This is a genomic window from Kitasatospora sp. NPDC051702, from assembly GCF_040681575.1.
Classification (GTDB): Bacteria; Actinomycetota; Actinomycetes; order Streptomycetales; family Streptomycetaceae; genus Kitasatospora.
Map to the genome: position 1 here is coordinate 103,818 of NZ_JBFAZB010000024.1, position 19,143 is coordinate 122,960.

Below are 19,143 nucleotides of genomic sequence, written 5' to 3' on the forward strand. Positions count from 1 at the left end.
CGCCGGGCGCCGGCAGACTCCCGGGCGGTGGTCCGCATGAACGCCGCACCCACCACCGATCCCGCCACCGGTTCCACCGCCGCACCCGCAGCACCCGAACCCGTGCCCGCCGCGGGGCCCGGCACGACCTCCACCACGCCCGCCGCGACGCCGATCGCGGAGCCCGTCACCCTCCCGCCGTCCGCCCCGCCGCAGACCCCGGGCGAGGCCCTCGGCCTGCTCGCCACCCGCCGAGCCACCGGCGCACTGCACGGCCCGCTCGGCAGTCTGCACCTCGTGGACGGCCGGGTGACCCACGCCGACTCACCCCGGGCCCCGGGGCTGGCCGACCTGCTCACCGGCTGCGGCCGGATCACGCCCGCGGACTGGGCGGAGCTGCTCCGCGCCCACGGTCCGCACGCCCGGGTCGGCGAGGCGATGGTCGACCGTGGCCTGATCGGCCGCGGGGAGCTCGAACTCGGCCACCTCGGCACGCTCTTCGACGCCGCCTTCTTCGTCCTCGCCGACCAGGCCGGTGGCACCTGGCGGTTCGAGCACGAGGCGCGGCACTGGCTCGGCCCGGTGGCGGAGGTCGACGCCGACCGGCTGCGCCGCGAGGTCGACCGCCGGAGCGGGCTGCTGGAACAGATCTGGCCCTGGGGGCGGCTGGACACCGCCCCCGTCCGGCCCGCCGTAGCGGGCTTCCACGCCCACCGGCGCCCGCCCGGTCGCCGCCAGCGCGAGCTGCTCGACCACGCCGACGGCCGAAGAACCCCGGCGGACCTGGCCCGACTGCTCGGCAGGTCAGGCTTCGGCGTGACGGCGGACGTCCGCCGACTGGCCGCCGCGGGACTGCTCGACGCCGGCCTGCTCGACGTCCCGCGGCACGCGGCGCCGAGGGCCGCGCCACCCGGGGCGCCCGGGGTGCCGCTCGCCGCCCCACTCGGGGTACGGGCCGGTGTCGCACCCGCCGCCCCAGCCGTGTTCCCGCCCGCACCCTCCCAGGCCGGACCGCTCGCGCCACCGCTCGCTTCACCGCCCCTGGCTTCGCCACCCGCTCCACCGCTCGCCGCACCACTCGCTCCACCGCTCGCCGCACCACTCGCTCCACCGCCCGTCGGGGCGCCGACCGTGCCGCCCCTCCCGGCACCCGAGGCGCCATCACCGCCGCGCCGGTCCGGAGGCCTGCACCGCAGGGTTCCCGGCGCCACCCTCACCGGCGTCGGCATCCTCCCCGGTGCCACGCCCCCCGGGTCCGTGGCGGCCGACCGTCCCGCCCACCCGCCGACAACGGCAGCGGCCCACCCGCTGACCGTCCCCGACCCGGACATCGCGCTGCTGACCCGGGTCCGAACCCTTCTGGAGGCCCGACTTTGAACGACGCTCCGCCCGCGACCCCGCCGTCCCGGCCATGAGGCGGGCGCTCAAGCAGCGTGTCGGAAGGAGACAACTGATCGCCTTGGAGACCGAGCTGCTCGCCGAACTCCGCGCCGTCAAGCATCGCGTCCCGCACCTCGCGGGAGGCCTGGTCGCCAGCGTGGACGGTCTGCTGGTCGCGCACGACACCCACGGAACGGAACCCACCGGCCTGGCCGCGATGACCGCGGCCTCGCTGTCACTGGCCCAACGGCTCGCCGACAGCACCGGCCAGGGCGACTTCCGCGAGTCGCTGGTGCGCGGGGAGCACGGCTACGTCGCCACCTACGCGGCCGGTGGCAGCTGCGTCCTGACCCTCCTGGCGCACCCGGACGTCAACGTCGGCCGGTTGCACCTGGAGGCGCGCCGTTCCGCCCAGCGGATCGCCGGACTGCTCAACGAGGCCCTCCTGCCGAAGGACCCCCGCGAGCCCGGCTGAACGGCGGATCCGGTCCGGCCGGGGCCGTCCGGACCCTGGCCCGCCCTGAGACCCACCCCGAGAACCGTCAGAGAACCGAACCACCGAGAACCACCCGACGACCGAGAACCACCCAACCACCGAACGGGAGTACCCAGATGACCGACGCAGCAGGCGCCCTCAAGCAGGCCATGACCGCCATCGAAGGCGCCATCGGCGCCGCCCTCGTCGACTACAACAGCGGCATGGCGCTCGCGACCCTCGACGGCCCCGGCGGGCTGGACCTCAACGTGGCCGCCGCCGGGAACACCGACGTGGTGCGCGCCAAGATGCGCACGATGGACATGCTCGGACTGGGCGGAGACGGGATCGAGGACATCCTGATCACGCTCAGTACCCAGTACCACCTGATCCGCCCGCTCACCGGACGTACCGGCAAGGGCCTCTTCCTCTACCTCGCCCTGGACAAGGGGCGCGCCAACCTCGCGATGGCCCGCCACCAGCTCACCAAGGTCGAGGCCGATCTGGAGGTCTGACGACCGCCCACCGGATCGTCCGGACGCCCACCGGATCGTCCGGACGCCCACCGGATCGTCCGGACGCCGACCGGGCCTCGGGACGGCGACCGGATCGCCCGGACGGGAACAGGACCACCCGGTCCCGGCCGGGACCGGTCCGGTCCCGGCGACGCCCGGCGGCGGCTCAGGCCCCGCCGGGCGCGGTCCAGCTGACCTCGCCGCCCGGCAGCCCCGCGCACACCGAGCCGTCGGCGGTCACCACGCTCCACGGCGCGAGCCGCGCGTGCGGCGGGACGGACAGCGCGCCGCCCTCCGCGAAGCCCAGTTCCAGCCCGCCGGCCAGCGTGATCGCGGCGCTCTCGACGGTCCGCCCGACGAGCGCCAGCAGGGGTGGGGTCGGGCGGAAGGTCAGCGCCGGGAAGAAGTGCTCGACCTCCGCGGGGGCGGCGAAGGACGGCGCCGCGAAGCGGAACTCGTGCGCCACCCGGACGGACACCCGCCCGTCGAAGGCGAGGTCCAGTCGGACGCCGCCGCTGACCGACTCCACCCGGCGGCCGGCCAGCACCTCCGTGATCGCGTTCTGCATGCCCCCAGTGTGGCCCACCGGCCCGGCGCCTGTCCGCCCGTGCCCACAGCTCCGCCGTCGACGTGCCCGCCGGACCGGAATCCGGGGGCCCCGGGCCCCGGACTCGGGGGATCCGAACCGGAACCCGTGAGCCCCCGGGGCGGCCCGACTACCCGGTCGGCTGCCCGCGGACCAGCTCGACGGGCCCGCCCGCCCGTTCCCTGGCCGCGAGCGAGGCGGCCGTACGGGCCCAGGAGTGCTCGTTCAGCAGGGCCCTCGCCTCAGCCGGGTCGCAGAGCCGCCACTCCACCAGCTCCTCCTCCTGCAACGCGATCGAGTCGAGCATCCGCTCCGTCACCACGCCGCCGTCGAACACGTACACCAGTACGGCGGTGTCCCGCCCGCTCGCCGGGCCGGCCAGGGCGTCGGCGGCCGCCCCCGGTTGCCAGTCGACCGCCAGCAGCCGGCCCGGCTCGACCTCCCAGCCCAGCTCCTCGAGGATCTCGCGCCGCGCCGCGGCCCGCGGCATCTCCCGGGCGGCCTCGACCCCGCCGCCGGGCAGCGTCCAGTACTCCTCCCGGCCCCGCGGTCCGTCCCACGGCCGCAGGCGGACCAGCAGCACCCGGCCGGAGCCGTCGGTGAACAGCGCCCGCGCCTTGGCCCGGATCCGCGGACGGGTGGCGATGTAGGTGTCCCGGTCCATCGGCGGCTGGGACGACAGGGACGGCTGGGACGACTGGGACGGCCCCGGCGGCGCCGCCAGTGCGGGCGCCGCGGCGAGCCCGGTGTAGGCGGGCGGCGGTTCGTCCGCCGGCAGGTGGTCGAGGGTGTGCCCGACCGGCCTGCTGTCCTCCAGCTCCAGCGGACCGGCCGACCGGCGCACCCGCAGGCAGGCCGTCACCCGCCGGGACAGCCGCGGCGGCAGTGCGTGGACCACCTGCTCCGGGGCCAGCCAGGCCCAGCCGCCGACCTCCGCCGCATCCGGCGTGAAGGCCGCGGCCTGTTCGGGGGTGAGGGGATCCGCCCAGTACAGGTAGGCCGCGATCGGGGGCCGGGAGTCGTCGAGCGTCCAGTCCACGCAGGCCAGGGGCCCGAGCCGGGGGGTGAAGCCCAGTTCCTCCACCACCTCGCGCACCGCGGTCTCCCGCGGCGAACGGTCCTGCGGCTCCCACCCGCCGCCCGGGATCGCCACCGGGTGCCTCCGGTCGTAGGGCAGGCGCACCACCAGCACCCGCCCCTGGTCGTCCGGGAACAGTACTCCCGCCGCTGCCAGCAACTCCCGCGCGCTCCCCGGTGACGCCTCCACCAGCGCTCCCTCCGCCTCGCCCGATCCGTACCGCCGTGTCCTTGCGACGACTCCCACCGGTACCCGCGCGGTTCCCGCCCCACACCCCTGCTGATCACTCGTCAGTGTCCGGCGCGGCCGGCCCGATCCGCCCGATCCACGAGAGCCACCCGTCCACACGACCGCGGGTCCGTCCGGGGCCGTCGGACCGGTGAGGCCGCCGGAGCCCCCGGGCGTCACCCCAGGGAGGCCAGCGCCTGGGCGGTCGCCCGGGCCATCTGCTCGTCGTGCCGTCCGCTCGTGCCCCGCAGCCGGGCGGCGCCCTCGACGGCGGCGAGGGCGAGCAGACCCGGCAGGAGGTCGGCGCTGCGGGCGGCGACCCAGCGGGTGCCCCGGGTGGCCATCCACCAGAGGTCCGCGGCACGGCCGGGCGGAGGTTCGGCGGGAGCGGTGGCGGGCGGGGGCCCGAGCGGGCGTCCGAGGGAGGCCAGCCGGGCGTGGAAGCGGTGGGCGATGAGGTGGTGGCCCTCGGCGCTGGGGTGCAGCCGGTCGGCGCTCAGCAGGTGGCGCCGAGCGCACCAGGGCAGGTCGGCGAGGTGCAGGTGGACCGCCCGGTGACGCGCGGACAGGGCGTGCACCACGGTGTTGACGGCCTGCATCCGCCGCGCCAGTGGTCGGGCGAGCGGCGCGGGCAGCCGGAGCAGGGTGCCCGGGTCGGGCAGGCAGGCGGTGAGCAGGACGGCGCCGTGGGCGGAGAGCTCGCCCAGCGTGGAGTCCAGCTCCAGGGCGGTGCGGCGGATGTCGAAGCCCGCCCGCAGCGTGTCGTTGCCGCCGACCACCACGGCCGCGACCGCCGGGCGCAGCGCGAGCGCGGCGGGCAGTTGGCGGGTCGTCAGGTCCGCGGTGAGCGCCCCGCTGGCCGCCAGGTTGGTGAAATCGACGTCCTGGCCCTCGGGTGCCAGGGACCGCGCCAGGACGGCGGCCCAGCCGCGCCAGCCCCCGGCGACCGGGTCCCCGACACCCTCCGTCAACGAGTCCCCGAGCGCGACGAACCGGACCACCGGCCGACCGGCAGCCGATCGCCCCCCGTCCACGGCCGGGCCGTCCGCCACGGGCCTGTCCACCGCCCGGCTGCCCGGAGCCCGGTCAGGCCCGGTGCCGAGCACGTCCATCCCGCCCCTCCTCCGCCACGCCGCGGCCCGGTACCCCGTGGGCCGCCAGGAAGGCCTCCACCGCCGCCGGCCAGCCGTACCGTTCGGCCTGCGCCCGGGCCGCGGACCGCCGCGCCTCCTCCGGACGGGCCAGCACCTCGCGCACCGCCGAGGCGAAGCCGGCGCCGGTGTCCGCGGCCGCCACCCCGGCCCGGCCGACCAGCGCGGGCAGCGCGGAGGAACGGCTGACCACCACCGGAGTGCCGCAGGCCAGGGCCTCCATCGCCGCCAGCCCGAAGGTCTCCACCGGGCCGGGTGCGAGCACCACGTCCGCGCAGCCCAGCAGCCGGGCCAGCGCCTCCTGTCGGTCGAGGTGCCCGAGGAAGCGCACCGGCAACCGCAGCCGGTCGGCCCGGCCGACCAGGCGCTCGCGCAACGGTCCGGCGCCGGCCACGGCCAGGACGGCGGGCACCCGGCGGGCCCGGAGCGCGGCGAGGGCCTCGACCGCCCGCTCGGGCCGCTTCTCGGCGGAGAGCCGGGAGCAGAGCACCAGCAGCGGCTGGTCCGGTTCGGCGTAGCGGGCCCGCTCGGCCGCGCGGGCGGCCGGTGGCAGGGGCTGCAGTGCCGTCAGGTCCACGCCGAGCGGGGCGCGGACCAGGTTGGGCACGCCGATCCGGCGGAACTCGGCGGCCGCCCACCCGGTGGTGCACAGCACCGCGTCGTAGGCGCGTGCGGTGGCCGCGTTGAGCCGGTCCGCGGCGATGTCGGCGAGCGGCCGGGGCAGCCCCCACGTGCGCAGGACGCCGGCGGCGCTCTCGTGCGAGACCATCACCGAGCGGACGCCGTGCCGGCGTGCCCAGTCGCCGGTCCAGCGCAGCGTGGTGCGGTCGGAGACCTCCAGCCGGTCGGGCTTCAGCCGGGTGAGTTCGGCGGCGACGGCGCGTCGGTCGGTGAGCACCCGGTAGCCGCCGCTGGCCGGCAGGACCGGTCCGGGCAGGGTGACGACGAGGCCCTGCTCGGTCTGCTGCTCGTGGCGCCGTTCGCCGGGCACGACGAGCACCGGCCGGTGTCCGGCGGCCAGGTAGCCGGCGCCGAGGTGGCGCAGCGCGGTGCGCAGCCCGCCGGAGACCGGGGTGACGAAGTTGGCGAGCCGCACGATGGTCAGCGCCTCGCGGCCGCCCGGGCCGCCCTCGCCGGTCGGGTCGAACGGGGTGGTCATGCCGGCAGCTCCTCCGCGAGCACGGCCGGCGCGGTCGCCGCCGGGGAGTCCACGACCGGGGGCAGCGGCACGCCGTGGTGCTCGGCGAGCACCTCCGCGTAGTGCCGCAGCAGCAGGTCGCCGACGGCCTCCCAGGTCCGAGCGGTGACCTCGGCCCGCCCGGCCCGCCCGTAGGCGGCCCGTCTGGAGGGGTCGGCGGCCAGTTCGGCGACGGCCCGGGCGACGGCGGCGCCGTCCCGCGGCGGCACCAGCAGGCCGGTCCGGTGGTGTGCGACCAGGTCCAGCGGGCCGCCGGCGGCGGGGCCGACCACGGGTACCCCGCTGGCCATCGCCTCCTGGATGGTCTGGCAGAAGGTCTCCAGCGGGCCGGTGTGCACGAACACGTCCAGGGTCGCGAAGCAGCGGGCGAGTTCCTCACCCGTGCGGCGGCCGAGGAAGACCGCGCCCGGCATCGAGGCCCGCAGCCCGGGCGCGGACGGTCCGTCCCCGATCACCACCACCCGCACGCCCGGCAGTGCGGAGGCGGCGGTCAGCAGGTCGACCCGCTTCTCGGGGGCCAGTCGCCCGACGTACCCGACGAGCACCTCGCCGCCCGGGGCGAGCGCCCGGTGCAGCGCCTCGTCCCGGTGGCGGGGGTGGAAGCGCGCCGAGTCGACTCCGCGCGGCCACAGCTGCACCCGGGGCACGCCGTGCGCGGTGAGGTCCTGCGCGGCGGGGGTGGAGGGCGCCAGGGTCCGGGCGGCCGCCCGGTGGACGGCGCGGATCCGCCGCCAGGCGGCGGCCTCCCCGAGGCCCCGCCCGGCCCGGTAGGCGTGCGCGTACCCGGCGAGGTCGGTCTGGTAGACGGCGACGGCGGGCACGCCGAGCCGGGTCGCGACCTGCATCCCGCGGGCGCCGAGCACGAACGGGCTGGCCAGGTGCACGATGTCGGGCCGGTGTCCGGCGACGGCTGCCGCCAGGTGCCGGCTCGGCAGCGCGATCCGCACCTGCGGGTACCCGGGCAGGGGCACCGACGGGATGCGGACCACCGGCAGCTCCACCTCCCCGGCGCCGCCGAAGGTGTGCGGCGGGCACTCGGCACCGCGCGCGGGGGCGGGGGTGACGACGAGGGGCTGGTGGCCCCGGCGGGCCAGGTGCTCGGCCGTCCGCAGCACGCTGTGGGCGACTCCGTTGACCTCGGGCGGAAAGGATTCGGTGACGATGACGACGCGCATGCCATCGTTCTGTCCGCGTCCGGCGTGCACCCGGCCAAAGGGATCTGTCGAACAAGCGAACGCGGGTCGGCGATTTGCACCGCCGACCCGCGTTCCCGTGCCGCACCGCGTCAGAGGGACCCGGCGGACTCCTTGAGCTCCGCGTACGGGGCGAGCTTGCGGATCGACTCGATGCTCCTGAGGCAGTCGTCCTTGCTCTCCTGCGGGTCGCCGGTGACCACGATGGTCCCGTTGCTCGCCTTGAGCCGGAACCGGTGCATCCCGCTCTCGTCCGTGTACAGCTCGAACTTGCCAGCCATGCCAGTCGACACCTCTCGCTCAGGTAACCCCCACACACCGCAACCTAGGACCCGTCCCGTCGGCCCGCCCGCCGACCGGACCCGTTCGGGTCAGGAGGCGCTCGCCGGCCCCGGGGAGCGGGAACGGCCCGGGGCGGGTGTGCGGACCACCTGCCGACCGACGGGTCGTCAGCGGGTGGTGGGAGCGCCGTGGCCGCAGGTCCCGACGGCGGGCGGGCGGCCGGAGGGCGGACCCGGCGCCGGACGTCCGGGCGTCCCTTGGGACGGGGACGGCTTCCCGGGGACGCCCGGGGTCACCGGCCGGTGGGTGCGGCCTCCGGGTCGGCGGACCGCGTCAGGACGGCGGCCCGGGTGGCCGGGTCGCTGACGGTCTCGGTGCAGGCGCTGCCGTTCTGCTGGGTGCCGCACACGCGCAGGGTGGTGTCGGCGGGGCTCGCGTCGACCATGGCCGAGTAGTTGTCGTAGCCCCAGTGGATGAGGGCGGTCTCGTGCAGGCCGGTGCCGGTGGTGATGGTGGCGCTGTCGCCCGGGCCGCCGTCGGTGATCCCGGCCCAGGCGGCGCGGCAGCGGTGGCTGTAGTGGACGTAGAGGATCACCTTGCCCACGTTGCCGGTCATCACGGTGCGCTCGTCGGCGTCGCACCCCATGGCGTGCGGGTCCTTGCCCTCGCACCCCGTGCCCTGGCACAGGGGTGCCGGTCCGGTGTCCGTGGCGGTCGCCGGTGGCGGCGGGGCCGCCCGGTCCTGCCGGTCGCCCCGGTCGCCGGGGGAGAGGACGGCGAGGAGGGCGAGCACGGCGGCGACCGCGAGGCCCAGCAGGGCGGCGGGCCGCCACCGGCGGGCGACCACCGGCGGGGCGACCACGGCCGCCACGGCCGGCACGGCTTCGGCTACCGGCTCCGCGGCGGATGGCCCGTCGGACTGCCCGACGGACCGCCCGTCGGACCGCCCGTCGGCCGCCGCGCCGGACTCCCCGGGATCGGCGGACCCCGGCTGCCGGGCGGCCTCGGCCCGGCGCAGCAGCGCGTGCAGCCGGTCGCCGTCGCACTCCACCGCGGCGATCAGCGCGTCCAGGGCCTGCTCGCCGATGAGGCGCTTCCCGTTCGTCCACCGCTCCCAGGAGGCCTTGCTGAGGCCGGTCCTGCGCCCGAGGTCGGCGAAGGACAGCCGGTGCGCGTCCTTGACCGCGCGGAGCTCTTCGGCCAGTGCCCGGGATTCGTCCGAGAGATCGTCAGGGAACGGCTGCCAGCCCTTGCTCATGGCGTGATTACCTCGTGGGACGTGTCGGCGCGGGGCGCGGAAAAACTGATCGCCTTTCAGGCTACTTCGTAAAGCGGAGGTATTCGGACCGTCTTCGATCCCTCCCGGTGGAGCTCGGTCGAGACCGCTCGATCCCGGTCGAACCCGGTCGTGTCCGGTCGATCCGGGGACGGAGCGTCACCCTCCGTATGCCGGTGGTGTCTCAACTTGATCCGGGTCGGCGTCTCAAGTCGCAGCTCGGGGCGGTGAGACGTCCCGGAGACGGGTGGGGCGCCGGACGGCGGCTCGAATCTGCCCTGCCGATGTCGCAAAGTTGAACCTGCCGGTAACACCGGAGCCGGGGAGAGCACTCTGATGAGCAGGGGCCGCCGACGGAAGGACGGGGACGACGGCCTCACGACACCACACCGATCACCTCGGATCACGTCAGAACGAAGCGGGGGACACAGCATGGGCAGCCGACAGGCAGCCGAGAACACGACTCCGGCCCCGGCCGGGGAGCTCACCAGGGAACTCCAGCTGCTGAAGGCCAGGTCAGGCCTGACGTACGCGGGGATCAGCGAACGCACGCACTACGCGAAGTCCTCGTGGGAGCGGTGGGTGAACGGCAAGCAGTTCCCGCCGCGGGACGCCGTGGAGAGCATCGCCGGCGTCTGCGCGGGCGACACGGGGCGTCTGCTCGACCTCTGGAACAGGGCGGAGGCCTGCCGCACGGCTCACGGGGAGCCGGACGGCGGAGCGGGCGGCGGAGCGGCCGGCGGTGCGGCCGAGGGCAGGGCGGCGGCCGGGTCCGCGGCGGTCGGAGCCGGCGGCAGTGTGTGGGCAGCGCGCACTGACGGCCGGCTGGGGTACCTGCTGCGGACGCCCGTCCCGCTCGGCCTGACGGTCGCGGCGGGGGTGGCACTGGCCGTCACCGGCAGGCGGGTGTTCCGCCGCGGGGCCTGACCGCCGCGCGGCCGCGCCGCACGCACCCGAGGCGCCGCAGGCGCCGCGAGCGCCGCACGCGCGAAGCCCGTGGGCCCCGACCCCCTGCGAGGGGTCGGGGCCCACGGGCCGCTCGCGTCGCACGCCCCGCGCGGGGCAGGGCAGGGGCCGGGGCGTCAGGCGACGCCGTCCTGCCACCACCAGGAGCCCGACCCGTAGGAGCCGTGCTCGACACGGCTGTCCACGTGCTGCCACGAGACGGTGTACGTCTCGAGGCCGGAGAAGCCGCAGGTCTCGGCGATCCGGTAGACGGCGAGCGTGGAGAGGCCCGACACGGCGATGTCCGCGGCGACGCCGTAGGTGTGCATCGAGTTGGCCGCGCCGCCGACCTGGGCGTTGTACGAGGTGCTGCGGAATCCGGAGTTGACGGTGATCGACCGGTCGCCGGCCTTCTTCCGCAGCGCCTCCAGCTTGTACATGGTGCGTCGGACGTTCTCCCGCACCTCGTCGGAGCCGACGTTTCCGCCGCCGAAGCCCGCGCCGTCGTGGCTGGTGAACTCCGACCAGTTGAAGTGGGCGGTCGAGCCGTCCGACTTCTCGAGCGCGTTCAGCGCCCCGAAGGTCTGCGGGCCGGCCACGCCGTCGGCGCTCAGCCCGTACGCGGCCTGGAAGCGGCGCACGGCGGCGGCCGTGCCGGGCCCGAAGGAGCCGTCCACGGCCACGTAGGTCTGGGAGGCGGAGTCCGCCGCCCAGCCCGCCACGCGGATCTGGAGTTCGGTCACGGCGGCGCCGGACGAGCCCTGGCCGAGGTTGCCGGACCACCCGTAGGCGGCCGCGGGGCGGGCGAGGGCCACGTCGGTGAGCGCCGCGATTCCGGCTGCGGCCACCGCGCCGGTGCCGTAGCGCAGCAGCGAGCGGCGGTCGAGGGGAGTGCTGTTCACATCGGTCTCCTCGGGGAGTGTTCCGTGGGCGGTGCCGGTCCGGTTGCGGCCGGGAGCTCCCCGGGCGGGCCCGGGGAGCTGCGGGACGTGCGGGAGGTGCGGGAGGTGCGGGAGGCGCAGGAGGGTGCGGGCGTCGTGCCCGTCCGGTCAGTACCAGTTGTGGGACTGCCAGAAGCTCCACGCCGAGCACGGGTCGCCGTAGCGGCTCTTGATGTAGTCCAGGCCCCAGGCCAGCTGGGTGGCCGGGTTGGTCTGCCAGTCGGAGCCGGCGGAGGCCATCTTGGTGCCCGGCAGCGCCTGCGGGATGCCGTACGCACCGGAGGACGGGTTGGTCGCGTAGACCTTCCAGCCGCTCTCGTGGACGTAGATCTGGTCCAGGCAGCCGAACTGGCCGTTGACGCTCCAGCCGTGGCTGCCGAACTTCCACTGGGCGGTGATCTGCACCGTCCGGGCGACGTGCAGCGCGTTCATGGTGGCCGGTCCGGCGACGCCGTCGGCGTCCAGGCTGTGGCCGCCCTGCCAGCTGGTGACGGCGCCGGCCGTCCCCTGGCCGTAGGCGCCGTCGGCGCTCGTGCCGACGGCCCGCTGGACCTCGGCGACCTTGTTGTGCAGGGCGAGTTCGGTGCGCGCGCCGTAGACGCCGTCCTCGTCGAGCCCGTTGTCGTGCTGGAAGCTGCGCACCGCGGCCTTGGTGTTCGGGCCGTAGGTGCCGTCGACGCCGCTGGCGGGCAGGTAGCCGATGCCGGCCAGGTTGCGCTGGACCCAGGTGGTCGAGTCCTGCGCCTGTGCCTGGGCGGGCAGCAGGGCCAGGGTGACGAAGGCCAGGGTGGCTGCGGCGGCTCCGCGCGCGGCCGAGATTCGTATCACGGTCATCCCCTCCGGGTGCCTGTCGGGTGATCAGGCGGTGCCGCCAACTCTCCGTGCCGCCGGGGCGTCCCACCAGGCTTCACGGCGTCCCTGGGACGTCCCACCTGCGGGTGGAGACACCCCGGCCGGTTCGGTGGAGACAGCTGCTGACCAGGCCGGTTCGGGCGCCGACGCGGCCCGCCCCGCACGGCGTCGGAGTCCGTGCGGGGCGGGGGAACGGTGAGGGGAGCGGGGTGTCAGGCGAGCAGCCGGCTCCAGGTGCGGGCGTCCACCACGCCGTCCGCGGGCAGGCCCGCCGACTTCTGGAAGGTCACCACGCCGGCCTGGGTGCCCGGCCCGAAGGAGCCGTCGACCGTCAGCGCGACGCCGTGCGCGACGAGCTGGCTCTGCACGGCGGTCACCGCGCTGCCGGAGGCGCCGCGGGTGAGCGGGGAGACGGCCTGGCTCCACGTCTGGTTGCCGGCGACGCCGTCGGCGGCGGCGTGCGTGGTGTTCTGGAAGGCGGTGACGGCGGCCTGCGTGGCGGGGCCGTAGGAGCCGTCCACCGTCAGGGTCGCGCCGTGCTGCACCAGCAGGTACTGGAGGGTCTTGACCTTCTCCCCGGAGGCGCCGTTGGAGAGCATCGGCCACACCGGTCCGGTCGGGTCCCCGCCGATCCGCGCGGCCACGTCGCGGCGGATCTGCGGGATGAGCGCGTAGAGGCGGTCGCCCGGGCACTCGGTGTTGTTGAAGTCCCGGTGGCCGTAGACCTGGTAGGCGCGCAGCCCGTACTGCTGGCAGATGTAGGTGATCAGGCCGACGAGCGCGGTGTACTGCTCGCTGCGCGGGTCGACGGTGCTGTAGGTGCCCTCGTTCTCGATGCCGATGGCCACCGTGTTCTGCGACGTGCAGTGCGCCGACTCCACGTGCTGGGTGCCGCTGCGCAGCGTGGAGAGGCTGTTGTGGCGGCCCTCGACGACGTAGCCGCCGCGGCTGACGGTGAAGTGCTGGCCGGTGTCGATCCAGCCCTCGCTGTCCATCTGGTAGGTCTGCATGGAGCGGGCCAGGGAGAACGCGGCGGCCTGCGAGTAGTCCGTGGTGTTGGCGGTCGCGGTGTGGTGCACGATCACCTTGTCGGGCGCGCCGGCCAGCACGTTGATCGGGCTGCTGGACGGGCGGGCGCCCCACGTGCCGGTGTCGGCGATCGTCGGTCCGGTGGCGGTCTGCCGGGCGGTGGCGGCCTGGGCCGCCGTGGCGGGCAGGGTGGTGCCGAGCAGGGCGCCGGTGCCGAGCGCGAGCGCGCCGGCCAGGACGGAACGGCGGCCGGGGAGGGACGGGGCGGTGTCCTGGGTCATCGGGTGGTACCTGTTTCCTGGCTGTCGGGAGTTGGGCGGGAAGGCCGCCGCCCCCGGCCGGTCGGTGGCGCGGGGGCGGCGGGTCCGGTGCGGGGGGCCGGTCGGCCGGGAGCCGCCCGGCCGACCGGCGTGCGTGGGCGGCGGCATCGGCCGCGCCGCTGCCCCGGGTGGGGCGGGGCGGAGCGGGCTCAGCCGTCGCGTCGTGCTCCGGTCAGGAGGAAGTGGGCAGCGCGGCGCGGCACTTGGCGTCCTGGTCCTCGTCGCCGTAGCCGAGCAGGAGGTCCCCGGTGCGCGGGCCCACGATGCCGTCGGCGTACTTGGCGCCGCTGATCAGCCGGCCCTGGAACCAGACCACCGCGTTCTTGGTCTTGGGGCCCCAGTAGCCGTCCTCGTCGATGTGCGGGTACCAGCTGTTCTGGGCGAAGTGGTTGATGTCGTGCTGGACGCACCACACCGCCGTCCAGTTGTTGGCCTGGTGGTCACCGACGTAGCCGACCTGCGTGTTGGCGCTCGCGGTGCCGGCCAGCATCGTCACGGTGACGGCGGAGGCCGCCGCCACCACGGCGGCGCGCTTGGCCAGGGTACGGATCACCACGGTTCTCCTCGGGGTTCGTGCGGTCCGCCCCCTCGGCGGACCCTTCGCTCGCCACGCTAGGAGCGGCAGGGCCCCGGCCACCACGGTTCGCCGTCCCGGGACGGTCCCCGGAGCGTCCCGGGACGGCGGCGTGGGACGCGCGGCGGTCCGGGACGTGCCACCGGCCCGGTGCGGGGGTCCGCGCCGGGCCGGAAGTGCGGGTGGGGCGTCAGCAGTTGTTGAGGATGCCGGTCAGCGCGGTCTTCTCGGCGCTGTCCACGGTGAGGTTGTAGTACTGCTTGACCTGCACCCAGGCCCGGGCGTACGTGCACTGGTACGAGGCCTGGGGCAGCCACTCGGCGGGGTCGCGGTCGCCCTTGGAACGGTTGCTGCTCGCGGAGACCAGGAGGAGCTGCGGCCGGCTGACGTCGTTGGCGAACGCCTGGCGCTGGGCGGTGGTCCAGGCCCACGCCCCGGAGGCCCAGGCCTCCGCCAGCGGCACCAGGTGGTCGACGTCGAAGGACGACGGGTTGGTGGTGGTGGCGTTGTCGTAGACGGAGGACCAACTGCCGCCGGTGGCCTTGCAGGAGGTGTCGGTGGTGACGTTGCTGCCGTCGCGCTTGACGATCCACTCGCGGGTGTCGCAGGTGCCGCTGATGGTGATCCAGGCCGGGAACAGCGTCCGGTCGTAGCTGTCGCCGTGGGTCTCGGCGGTGGCGGGCATCCCGGCGAGGTAACTGCGGGCGGTGGCGGCGGATATCGGGGTGGGCAGCGCGGCCTGGGCGGGGGCGACCGCGGTGAGCACGGTGGCGGCGGTGAGCGCGGCGACGGCGGGGGCCGTGGTCAGGAACCGGCGGATGGATATGGAGGGGGCCATGGCGAACGCTCCGTCATCAGATAGTAAAAACTGGTGAGTTGCGTGCGCTAGTGTGTCGGCCCTTTGGCTACGCGGGTAGACCCGGGACGGGAAATTCCTGGTGACCTCCGGTGCGGACCGGGACAATTGGGGCTTACGGCACGGGAGACGGCCGCGCGGCCGAGCGCGCGCCGACCGCGGCGCGAGCGGTGGAAGCCGTGGGATCGGCGCGAGCGGTGGGATCGACGCGACCGGTGCGAGCGGTGGGATCGACGCGAGCGGTGGGGGCGGCGGGATCGGCGCGAGGCGTCGGCGGACGCCGCCGCGACCCGGGACCGGTTCCCTCGTGACCGTGCGGACGGCGGGAGCGCCCCGGGCCGGCCGACCGCCTCGGCCGCGCTGCGCCCGGGTGTCCGAAGGCGTTCACTCGGGGGAGGGGCGTCATCACCCGGATGCCCCAGTCCGGTTGCGGTTCCGTGCGGAATGTGCGGATTCGTGTGCAAACCTTGGCGCGGCGCCTCCCCGTGGGGGCGTCCGCCCGCGCCGTCGAACGGTCCACCGGTCGGTCGGGGGCCCGGGGCGAGGACCAGACACCAACCAAGAGGACATCAGATGTCGCTTCGTGGGAACATCCGCAAGCTCGCCGTGGTCACGGCGGTCGTCGGCGCCGTCGTCGCGGTGCCGACCGCGGCCGTGGCGGGCGGTCACCACGCGTCCGGCTCGTCGAGCTCGGCCAGCCTGGAGTCGGGTTCGGCTGGTGTCGGCCTGTTCGGCCCGCACGCCAACTGGCTCAACGCCCACCAGCACGAGGACGAGTTCGAGATCGGCGGCTGACCGCTCGTGATCGGCTGAGCCCGGGGACCGCCGCGCGGTCCCCGGGCTCACGCCTGTCCGGCGGGGGCGCCGCTCCGGCTACCCCCGCCGGGCCGCCGCCGTCCTCCCGCGGGGTCCTCCGGTCACCCCCGCCGGGCCGCCGCGGCGTTCCGGCTCACACCTGTTCGACCGGGACGCGCTCGCCCGGCCCCGTCGTCCGGGAGAGCCGGCTGGGCCACCACATGTGCCGGTCGATGTCCATGGTGAGCGCGGTGACCAGCACCGACCGCACCACCAGGGTGTCGATCAGGACGCCCAGCGCCACCGCGAACCCGATCTCGGCGAAGCCCACCACCGGCAGCGTGCCGAGCACGGCGAAGGTGCTGGCCAGGATCAGGCCGGCCGAGGTGATCACCCCACCGGTGGCGGACAGGCCGGTCAGCGCCCCCTGCCGGGTGCCGTGGTGGACGGCCTCCTCCCGGACGCGCGTCATCAGGAAGATGTTGTAGTCGATCCCCAGGGCGACGAGGAAGACGAACACGAACAGCGGGAACGCGTTGTCCTGGCCCTCGAAGTGGAAGACGTGCTCGAAGAAGAAGGCGCTGATCCCGAGCGTCGCGGCGAAGGACAGCACCACGGTGGCGATCAGCACCAGCGGCCCGGTGAGCGCCCGGAGCAGGATGGTCAGGATGACCAGCACCACCCCGAGCACCAGCGGGATGATCGCCCGGTTGTCGGCGGCGGCGGCGCGCCCGGCGTCCAGGATGACCGCCGTGCTGCCGCCGACCTTGGCGTCCGCGCCCGGGACGGCGTGGACGGAGGCCCGCACCCGGTCGACGGTGTCCTTGGCGGCCTGGCTGTCCGGCGGGTCGGTGAGCGTGGCCTGGAACAGCGCCTGCCCCTCGTGGGCGACCGGCGGTGAGGTGGCCGCCACGCCGGCGGTCGCTCCGGCGGCGGCCCGGACGGCCGGGGCCCCGGCCTCGGTCGAGATGATCGTCAGCGGCGCACCCGTCCCGCCGGGGAAGTGCTGTTCCAGCACCTGCTGGCCGACCACCGAGTCCGGTGTGCCGGTGAAGCTCCCGGCCGTGCTGAGCCCGGTCGCGTTGAGCGAGACCAGCCCGATGCAGCAGGCCGCGAGGGCCAGGGCGGTGCCGATCCAGACGGTGCGCGGCCGGCGGCCGATCCACGCCCCGATGTGCGCCCAGCGGCCGGTCCTGGTCGGTTCCGGGGTGTCGAAGTCGGGCTTGACCGGCCAGAACACCCACCGTCCGGCGATCACCAGCAGGGCCGGCAGCAGGGTCAGCATGGCGACCAGGGCGACGAGCACGCCGATCGCGCAGACCGGTCCGAGGCCGCTGGTGGAGTTCATCTCGGCGATCAGCAGGCAGAGCATCGAGGCGACCACCGTCGCCGAGGAGGCGAGGATGGCGGGCCCGGCCCGGTGCAGGGCGAAGGCCATCGCCTCGTGCCGGTCCTCGTGCCGGCGCAGCTCCTCGCGGTAGCGGGCGGTGAGCAGCAGCGCGTAGTCCGTCCCGGCGCCGAGGACCAGCACGATCAGGATGCCGGCGCTCTGCGCGTTGACGGTCAGTCCGGTGTGTTCGGCGAGCAGGTAGATGATCGCCTGGGAGACGATCAGCGCGCCGGCGGCGGAGACCAGCGGCAGCGCCCACAGCACCGGGCTGCGGTAGGTGAGCAGCAGCAGGACGATCACCACGCTGACGGTGGCGGCGAGCAGGGTGCCGTCGATGCCCGCGAAGGCCTCGGCCTGGTCGGCGCCGACCCCGGCGGGGCCGGTCACGTGGGTGGTCATGCCGTTGCTGCCGTCGGCGGCCGTGCTGCGCATGCTGTCGACGGCGGGCTTGAGGTCGTTCCAGCCGTTGGTGCCGATGTCGACCGGCACGATGGTCTGCATGGCCTGGCCGTCGGCCGACACCACCGGGCCGACCACCGGCCCGACCACGTGCGGGGCGGAGGCGAAGGCCGTGGCGTCGCGGGCGGCCTCGGCCCGGTCGGCCGGGGTGATGCCGCCCGGCCGCTGGTACACCACCACCGCCTGCGCGGTGTCCACCGGCTGGAAGGCCCGCTGTTCGGTGAGCACCCGGGTGGACTCGGCGTCGCCGGGCAGCCAGCTGGAGGCCTGGTTGTCCTCGGCGCCCATCAGCTTCCCGGCGAGCGGGCCGGTGGCGATCAGCAGCACCAGCCACAGGCCGAGCACCACCCACTTGCCCCGGCGCCCGCACGGCAGGGCGGCGAGCCGCCCGGCCGGGCTCATCGGCGCTCCCCGGTGCCCGGTCGGCCCGGTACGGCCGGGGCCTGCGCCCGCGCGCACCGTCGGACGTCTCGCTGGCAACGCTCACTCATGGGAAGTCCCCCACAGGGCCGGAGGCGGTACGCGCTCCAGCCTCGCACCGGTGGCGGCGCCCGGCAGCCCGGGTGGGTCAGACGTGGACGGCGGCCCGGTCGCGCAGCTCCTTGAGCACGGCGATGTCGGCCGCGTGCCCGGTGCCGTCCCCGCCGTGCTTGCGGTCCGGGGTCTCCACGACCAGCGGGACGCCCGCCGTCTCCGGGTGCTCGAACAGCTCGCGGAACGGCTCCGCGCCGATCATCCCGGCGCCGATGTTGGCGTGCCGGTCCTTGCGGGCGCCGACGACGTCCTCGGAGTCGTTGGCGTGGATGAGCCGCAGCCGGCCCGGGCCGGCCGCGGCGGCCAGCGCGTCGAGCGCGGCCGTGACGCCGCCGGGCTCCGCGAGGTCGTGGCCGGCGGCGAAGGCGTGGCAGGTGTCCAGGCAGACGCCGACCCTGGGGTGGCCGTCCAGCGCCTCGACGTACTCGGCGAGCTGCTCCAGCCGGGAGCAGAGCGAGTTGCCCTGGCCGGCGGTCGGCTCCAGCAGCAGCCAGGGGGCGTCCTCGCCGAGGGCGTCCAGTTCGTCCAGCAGCGGCCGCACGTCGGCCCGGACCTGGGCCATCGCCTCGGCCCGGCGGGAGCCGCCGCCGGGCGCGGTGCCGACGGCCGAGCCGGTGTGCAGGACGACGCCGAGCGCGCCGATCGCGTGCCCGCGGCGCAGGGAGTGGCGCAGCGAGTCGGCGGAGCGTTCTCGGGTGGCGGGGTTGTCCGAGCCGAAGTTGATCAGGTAGGGCGCGTGCACCCAGGCGGGGACGCCCTGCTCGGCGCAGGTGGCCCGGAACTCCTCGTCCTGGGCCGGGTTGCCGGGGGGAGTGGCCCAGCCGCGCGGGTTGGCCACGAACACCTGCACCGTCTCGGCGCCGACCCGCCGCGCGTAGGCCAGGCCCGTCCCGGCGAGCCCGCGGGCGGCCACCGGGACGTGGGCGCCGATCGGGTTGCGGACGGTGTTGGGCGGCGCGGTGGGTGCGGTGGTCATGGCCCCGAGGATGTCACGCGGCCGGGTGGCGGCGGCGGGCGGCCCGGGGCGGGCCGCCCGCCGCCCCTGCCGCGCGCCACCACCAGGTGCACCTGCGGGATCGCCAGCAGCTGGTCCAGCAGCGCCGGGTC

The 19,143-nt window shown here is 75.6% G+C and carries 19 protein-coding genes; 5 read left to right on the forward strand and 14 right to left on the reverse strand.

Features of this window, described 5'->3' with window-relative positions; all coding sequences use genetic code 11:
- Positions 1-36: 36 nt before the first annotated feature.
- From AB0N04_RS21000 to AB0N04_RS21010, 3 genes are all read left to right on the forward strand, one after another.
- A complete protein-coding gene (locus tag AB0N04_RS21000) occupies positions 37-1,356 on the forward strand; it encodes a hypothetical protein (protein ID WP_360211396.1) in 1,320 nt (439 codons plus the stop codon).
- A gap of 82 nt (positions 1,357-1,438) precedes the next feature.
- Positions 1,439-1,834 (forward strand): roadblock/LC7 domain-containing protein, encoded by a 396-nt coding sequence (locus AB0N04_RS21005; RefSeq protein ID WP_360211394.1) that lies wholly within the window; start codon positions 1,439-1,441, stop codon positions 1,832-1,834.
- A gap of 137 nt (positions 1,835-1,971) precedes the next feature.
- A complete protein-coding gene (locus AB0N04_RS21010) occupies positions 1,972-2,349 on the forward strand; it encodes a hypothetical protein (RefSeq protein ID WP_360211392.1) in 378 nt (125 codons plus the stop codon).
- A 166-nt stretch (positions 2,350-2,515) separates the two neighbouring features.
- Here AB0N04_RS21010 and AB0N04_RS21015 read toward each other — a convergent pair whose 3' ends face one another.
- The 7 genes from AB0N04_RS21015 to AB0N04_RS21045 all read right to left on the reverse strand — a co-directional run bounded on the left by AB0N04_RS21015 (position 2,516) and on the right by AB0N04_RS21045 (position 9,323).
- Positions 2,516-2,917, reverse strand: coding sequence for a DUF6188 family protein (locus AB0N04_RS21015; RefSeq protein WP_360211390.1), 402 nt, complete (start codon positions 2,915-2,917; stop codon positions 2,516-2,518).
- A gap of 148 nt (positions 2,918-3,065) precedes the next feature.
- Positions 3,066-4,202, reverse strand: coding sequence for an NUDIX hydrolase (locus tag AB0N04_RS21020; protein ID WP_360211388.1), 1,137 nt, complete (start codon positions 4,200-4,202; stop codon positions 3,066-3,068).
- A gap of 215 nt (positions 4,203-4,417) precedes the next feature.
- Positions 4,418-5,353: an SGNH/GDSL hydrolase family protein gene (locus AB0N04_RS21025; RefSeq protein WP_360211386.1), complete on the reverse strand. Its 936-nt coding sequence runs from the start codon at positions 5,351-5,353 to the stop codon at positions 4,418-4,420.
- The gene (locus AB0N04_RS21030) at positions 5,328-6,551 is read right to left on the reverse strand and encodes a glycosyltransferase (RefSeq protein WP_360211384.1); all 1,224 of its coding nucleotides are present in this window, start codon (positions 6,549-6,551) and stop codon (positions 5,328-5,330) included. The genes AB0N04_RS21025 and AB0N04_RS21030 overlap by 26 nt, the downstream gene beginning before the upstream one ends.
- Positions 6,548-7,765 (reverse strand): glycosyltransferase family 1 protein, encoded by a 1,218-nt coding sequence (locus tag AB0N04_RS21035; RefSeq protein ID WP_360211382.1) that lies wholly within the window; start codon positions 7,763-7,765, stop codon positions 6,548-6,550. Before AB0N04_RS21035 ends, AB0N04_RS21030 begins: the two co-directional genes overlap by 4 nt.
- A 110-nt stretch (positions 7,766-7,875) precedes the next feature.
- Positions 7,876-8,064, reverse strand: coding sequence for a DUF1508 domain-containing protein (locus AB0N04_RS21040; protein WP_360211380.1), 189 nt, complete (start codon positions 8,062-8,064; stop codon positions 7,876-7,878).
- Positions 8,065-8,357: 293 nt separating this feature from the next.
- Positions 8,358-9,323 (reverse strand): DUF2690 domain-containing protein, encoded by a 966-nt coding sequence (locus AB0N04_RS21045; protein WP_360211378.1) that lies wholly within the window; start codon positions 9,321-9,323, stop codon positions 8,358-8,360.
- A gap of 450 nt (positions 9,324-9,773) precedes the next feature.
- Here AB0N04_RS21045 and AB0N04_RS21050 point away from each other — a divergent pair, with 450 nt between their 5' ends.
- The gene (locus tag AB0N04_RS21050) at positions 9,774-10,268 is read left to right on the forward strand and encodes a helix-turn-helix transcriptional regulator (protein WP_360211376.1); all 495 of its coding nucleotides are present in this window, start codon (positions 9,774-9,776) and stop codon (positions 10,266-10,268) included.
- A 155-nt stretch (positions 10,269-10,423) separates the two neighbouring features.
- Here AB0N04_RS21050 and AB0N04_RS21055 read toward each other — a convergent pair whose 3' ends face one another.
- The 5 genes from AB0N04_RS21055 to AB0N04_RS21075 form a co-directional block, all read right to left on the reverse strand.
- The gene (locus AB0N04_RS21055) at positions 10,424-11,188 is read right to left on the reverse strand and encodes a D-Ala-D-Ala carboxypeptidase family metallohydrolase (RefSeq protein WP_360211374.1); all 765 of its coding nucleotides are present in this window, start codon (positions 11,186-11,188) and stop codon (positions 10,424-10,426) included.
- A 147-nt stretch (positions 11,189-11,335) separates the two neighbouring features.
- On the reverse strand, positions 11,336-12,061 hold the full coding sequence (locus AB0N04_RS21060; RefSeq protein ID WP_360211372.1) for a peptidoglycan-binding protein: 726 nt from the start codon (positions 12,059-12,061) through the stop codon (positions 11,336-11,338).
- Between the two features lie 230 nt (positions 12,062-12,291).
- Positions 12,292-13,389: an N-acetylmuramoyl-L-alanine amidase gene (locus tag AB0N04_RS21065; RefSeq protein WP_360211370.1), complete on the reverse strand. Its 1,098-nt coding sequence runs from the start codon at positions 13,387-13,389 to the stop codon at positions 12,292-12,294.
- A gap of 211 nt (positions 13,390-13,600) precedes the next feature.
- Positions 13,601-13,984 (reverse strand): peptidoglycan-binding domain-containing protein, encoded by a 384-nt coding sequence (locus AB0N04_RS21070; protein WP_360211368.1) that lies wholly within the window; start codon positions 13,982-13,984, stop codon positions 13,601-13,603.
- A gap of 208 nt (positions 13,985-14,192) precedes the next feature.
- The gene (locus tag AB0N04_RS21075) at positions 14,193-14,840 is read right to left on the reverse strand and encodes an HNH endonuclease family protein (RefSeq protein ID WP_360211366.1); all 648 of its coding nucleotides are present in this window, start codon (positions 14,838-14,840) and stop codon (positions 14,193-14,195) included.
- 591 nt (positions 14,841-15,431) lie between these two features.
- Here AB0N04_RS21075 and AB0N04_RS21080 point away from each other — a divergent pair.
- On the forward strand, positions 15,432-15,653 hold the full coding sequence (locus AB0N04_RS21080) for a hypothetical protein (RefSeq protein ID WP_360211364.1): 222 nt from the start codon (positions 15,432-15,434) through the stop codon (positions 15,651-15,653).
- A gap of 154 nt (positions 15,654-15,807) precedes the next feature.
- On the opposite strand, the gene AB0N04_RS21085 is transcribed toward AB0N04_RS21080, so the two are convergent.
- Together AB0N04_RS21085 and AB0N04_RS21090 are read right to left on the reverse strand one after the other, a co-directional pair.
- Entirely contained in the window at positions 15,808-17,904 is a 2,097-nt protein-coding gene (locus AB0N04_RS21085; RefSeq protein ID WP_360211362.1) for an MMPL family transporter, read from the reverse strand.
- Between the two features lie 166 nt (positions 17,905-18,070).
- The gene (locus AB0N04_RS21090; RefSeq protein ID WP_360211360.1) at positions 18,071-19,012 is read right to left on the reverse strand and encodes a deoxyribonuclease IV; all 942 of its coding nucleotides are present in this window, start codon (positions 19,010-19,012) and stop codon (positions 18,071-18,073) included.
- Positions 19,013-19,143: the final 131 nt, after the last annotated feature.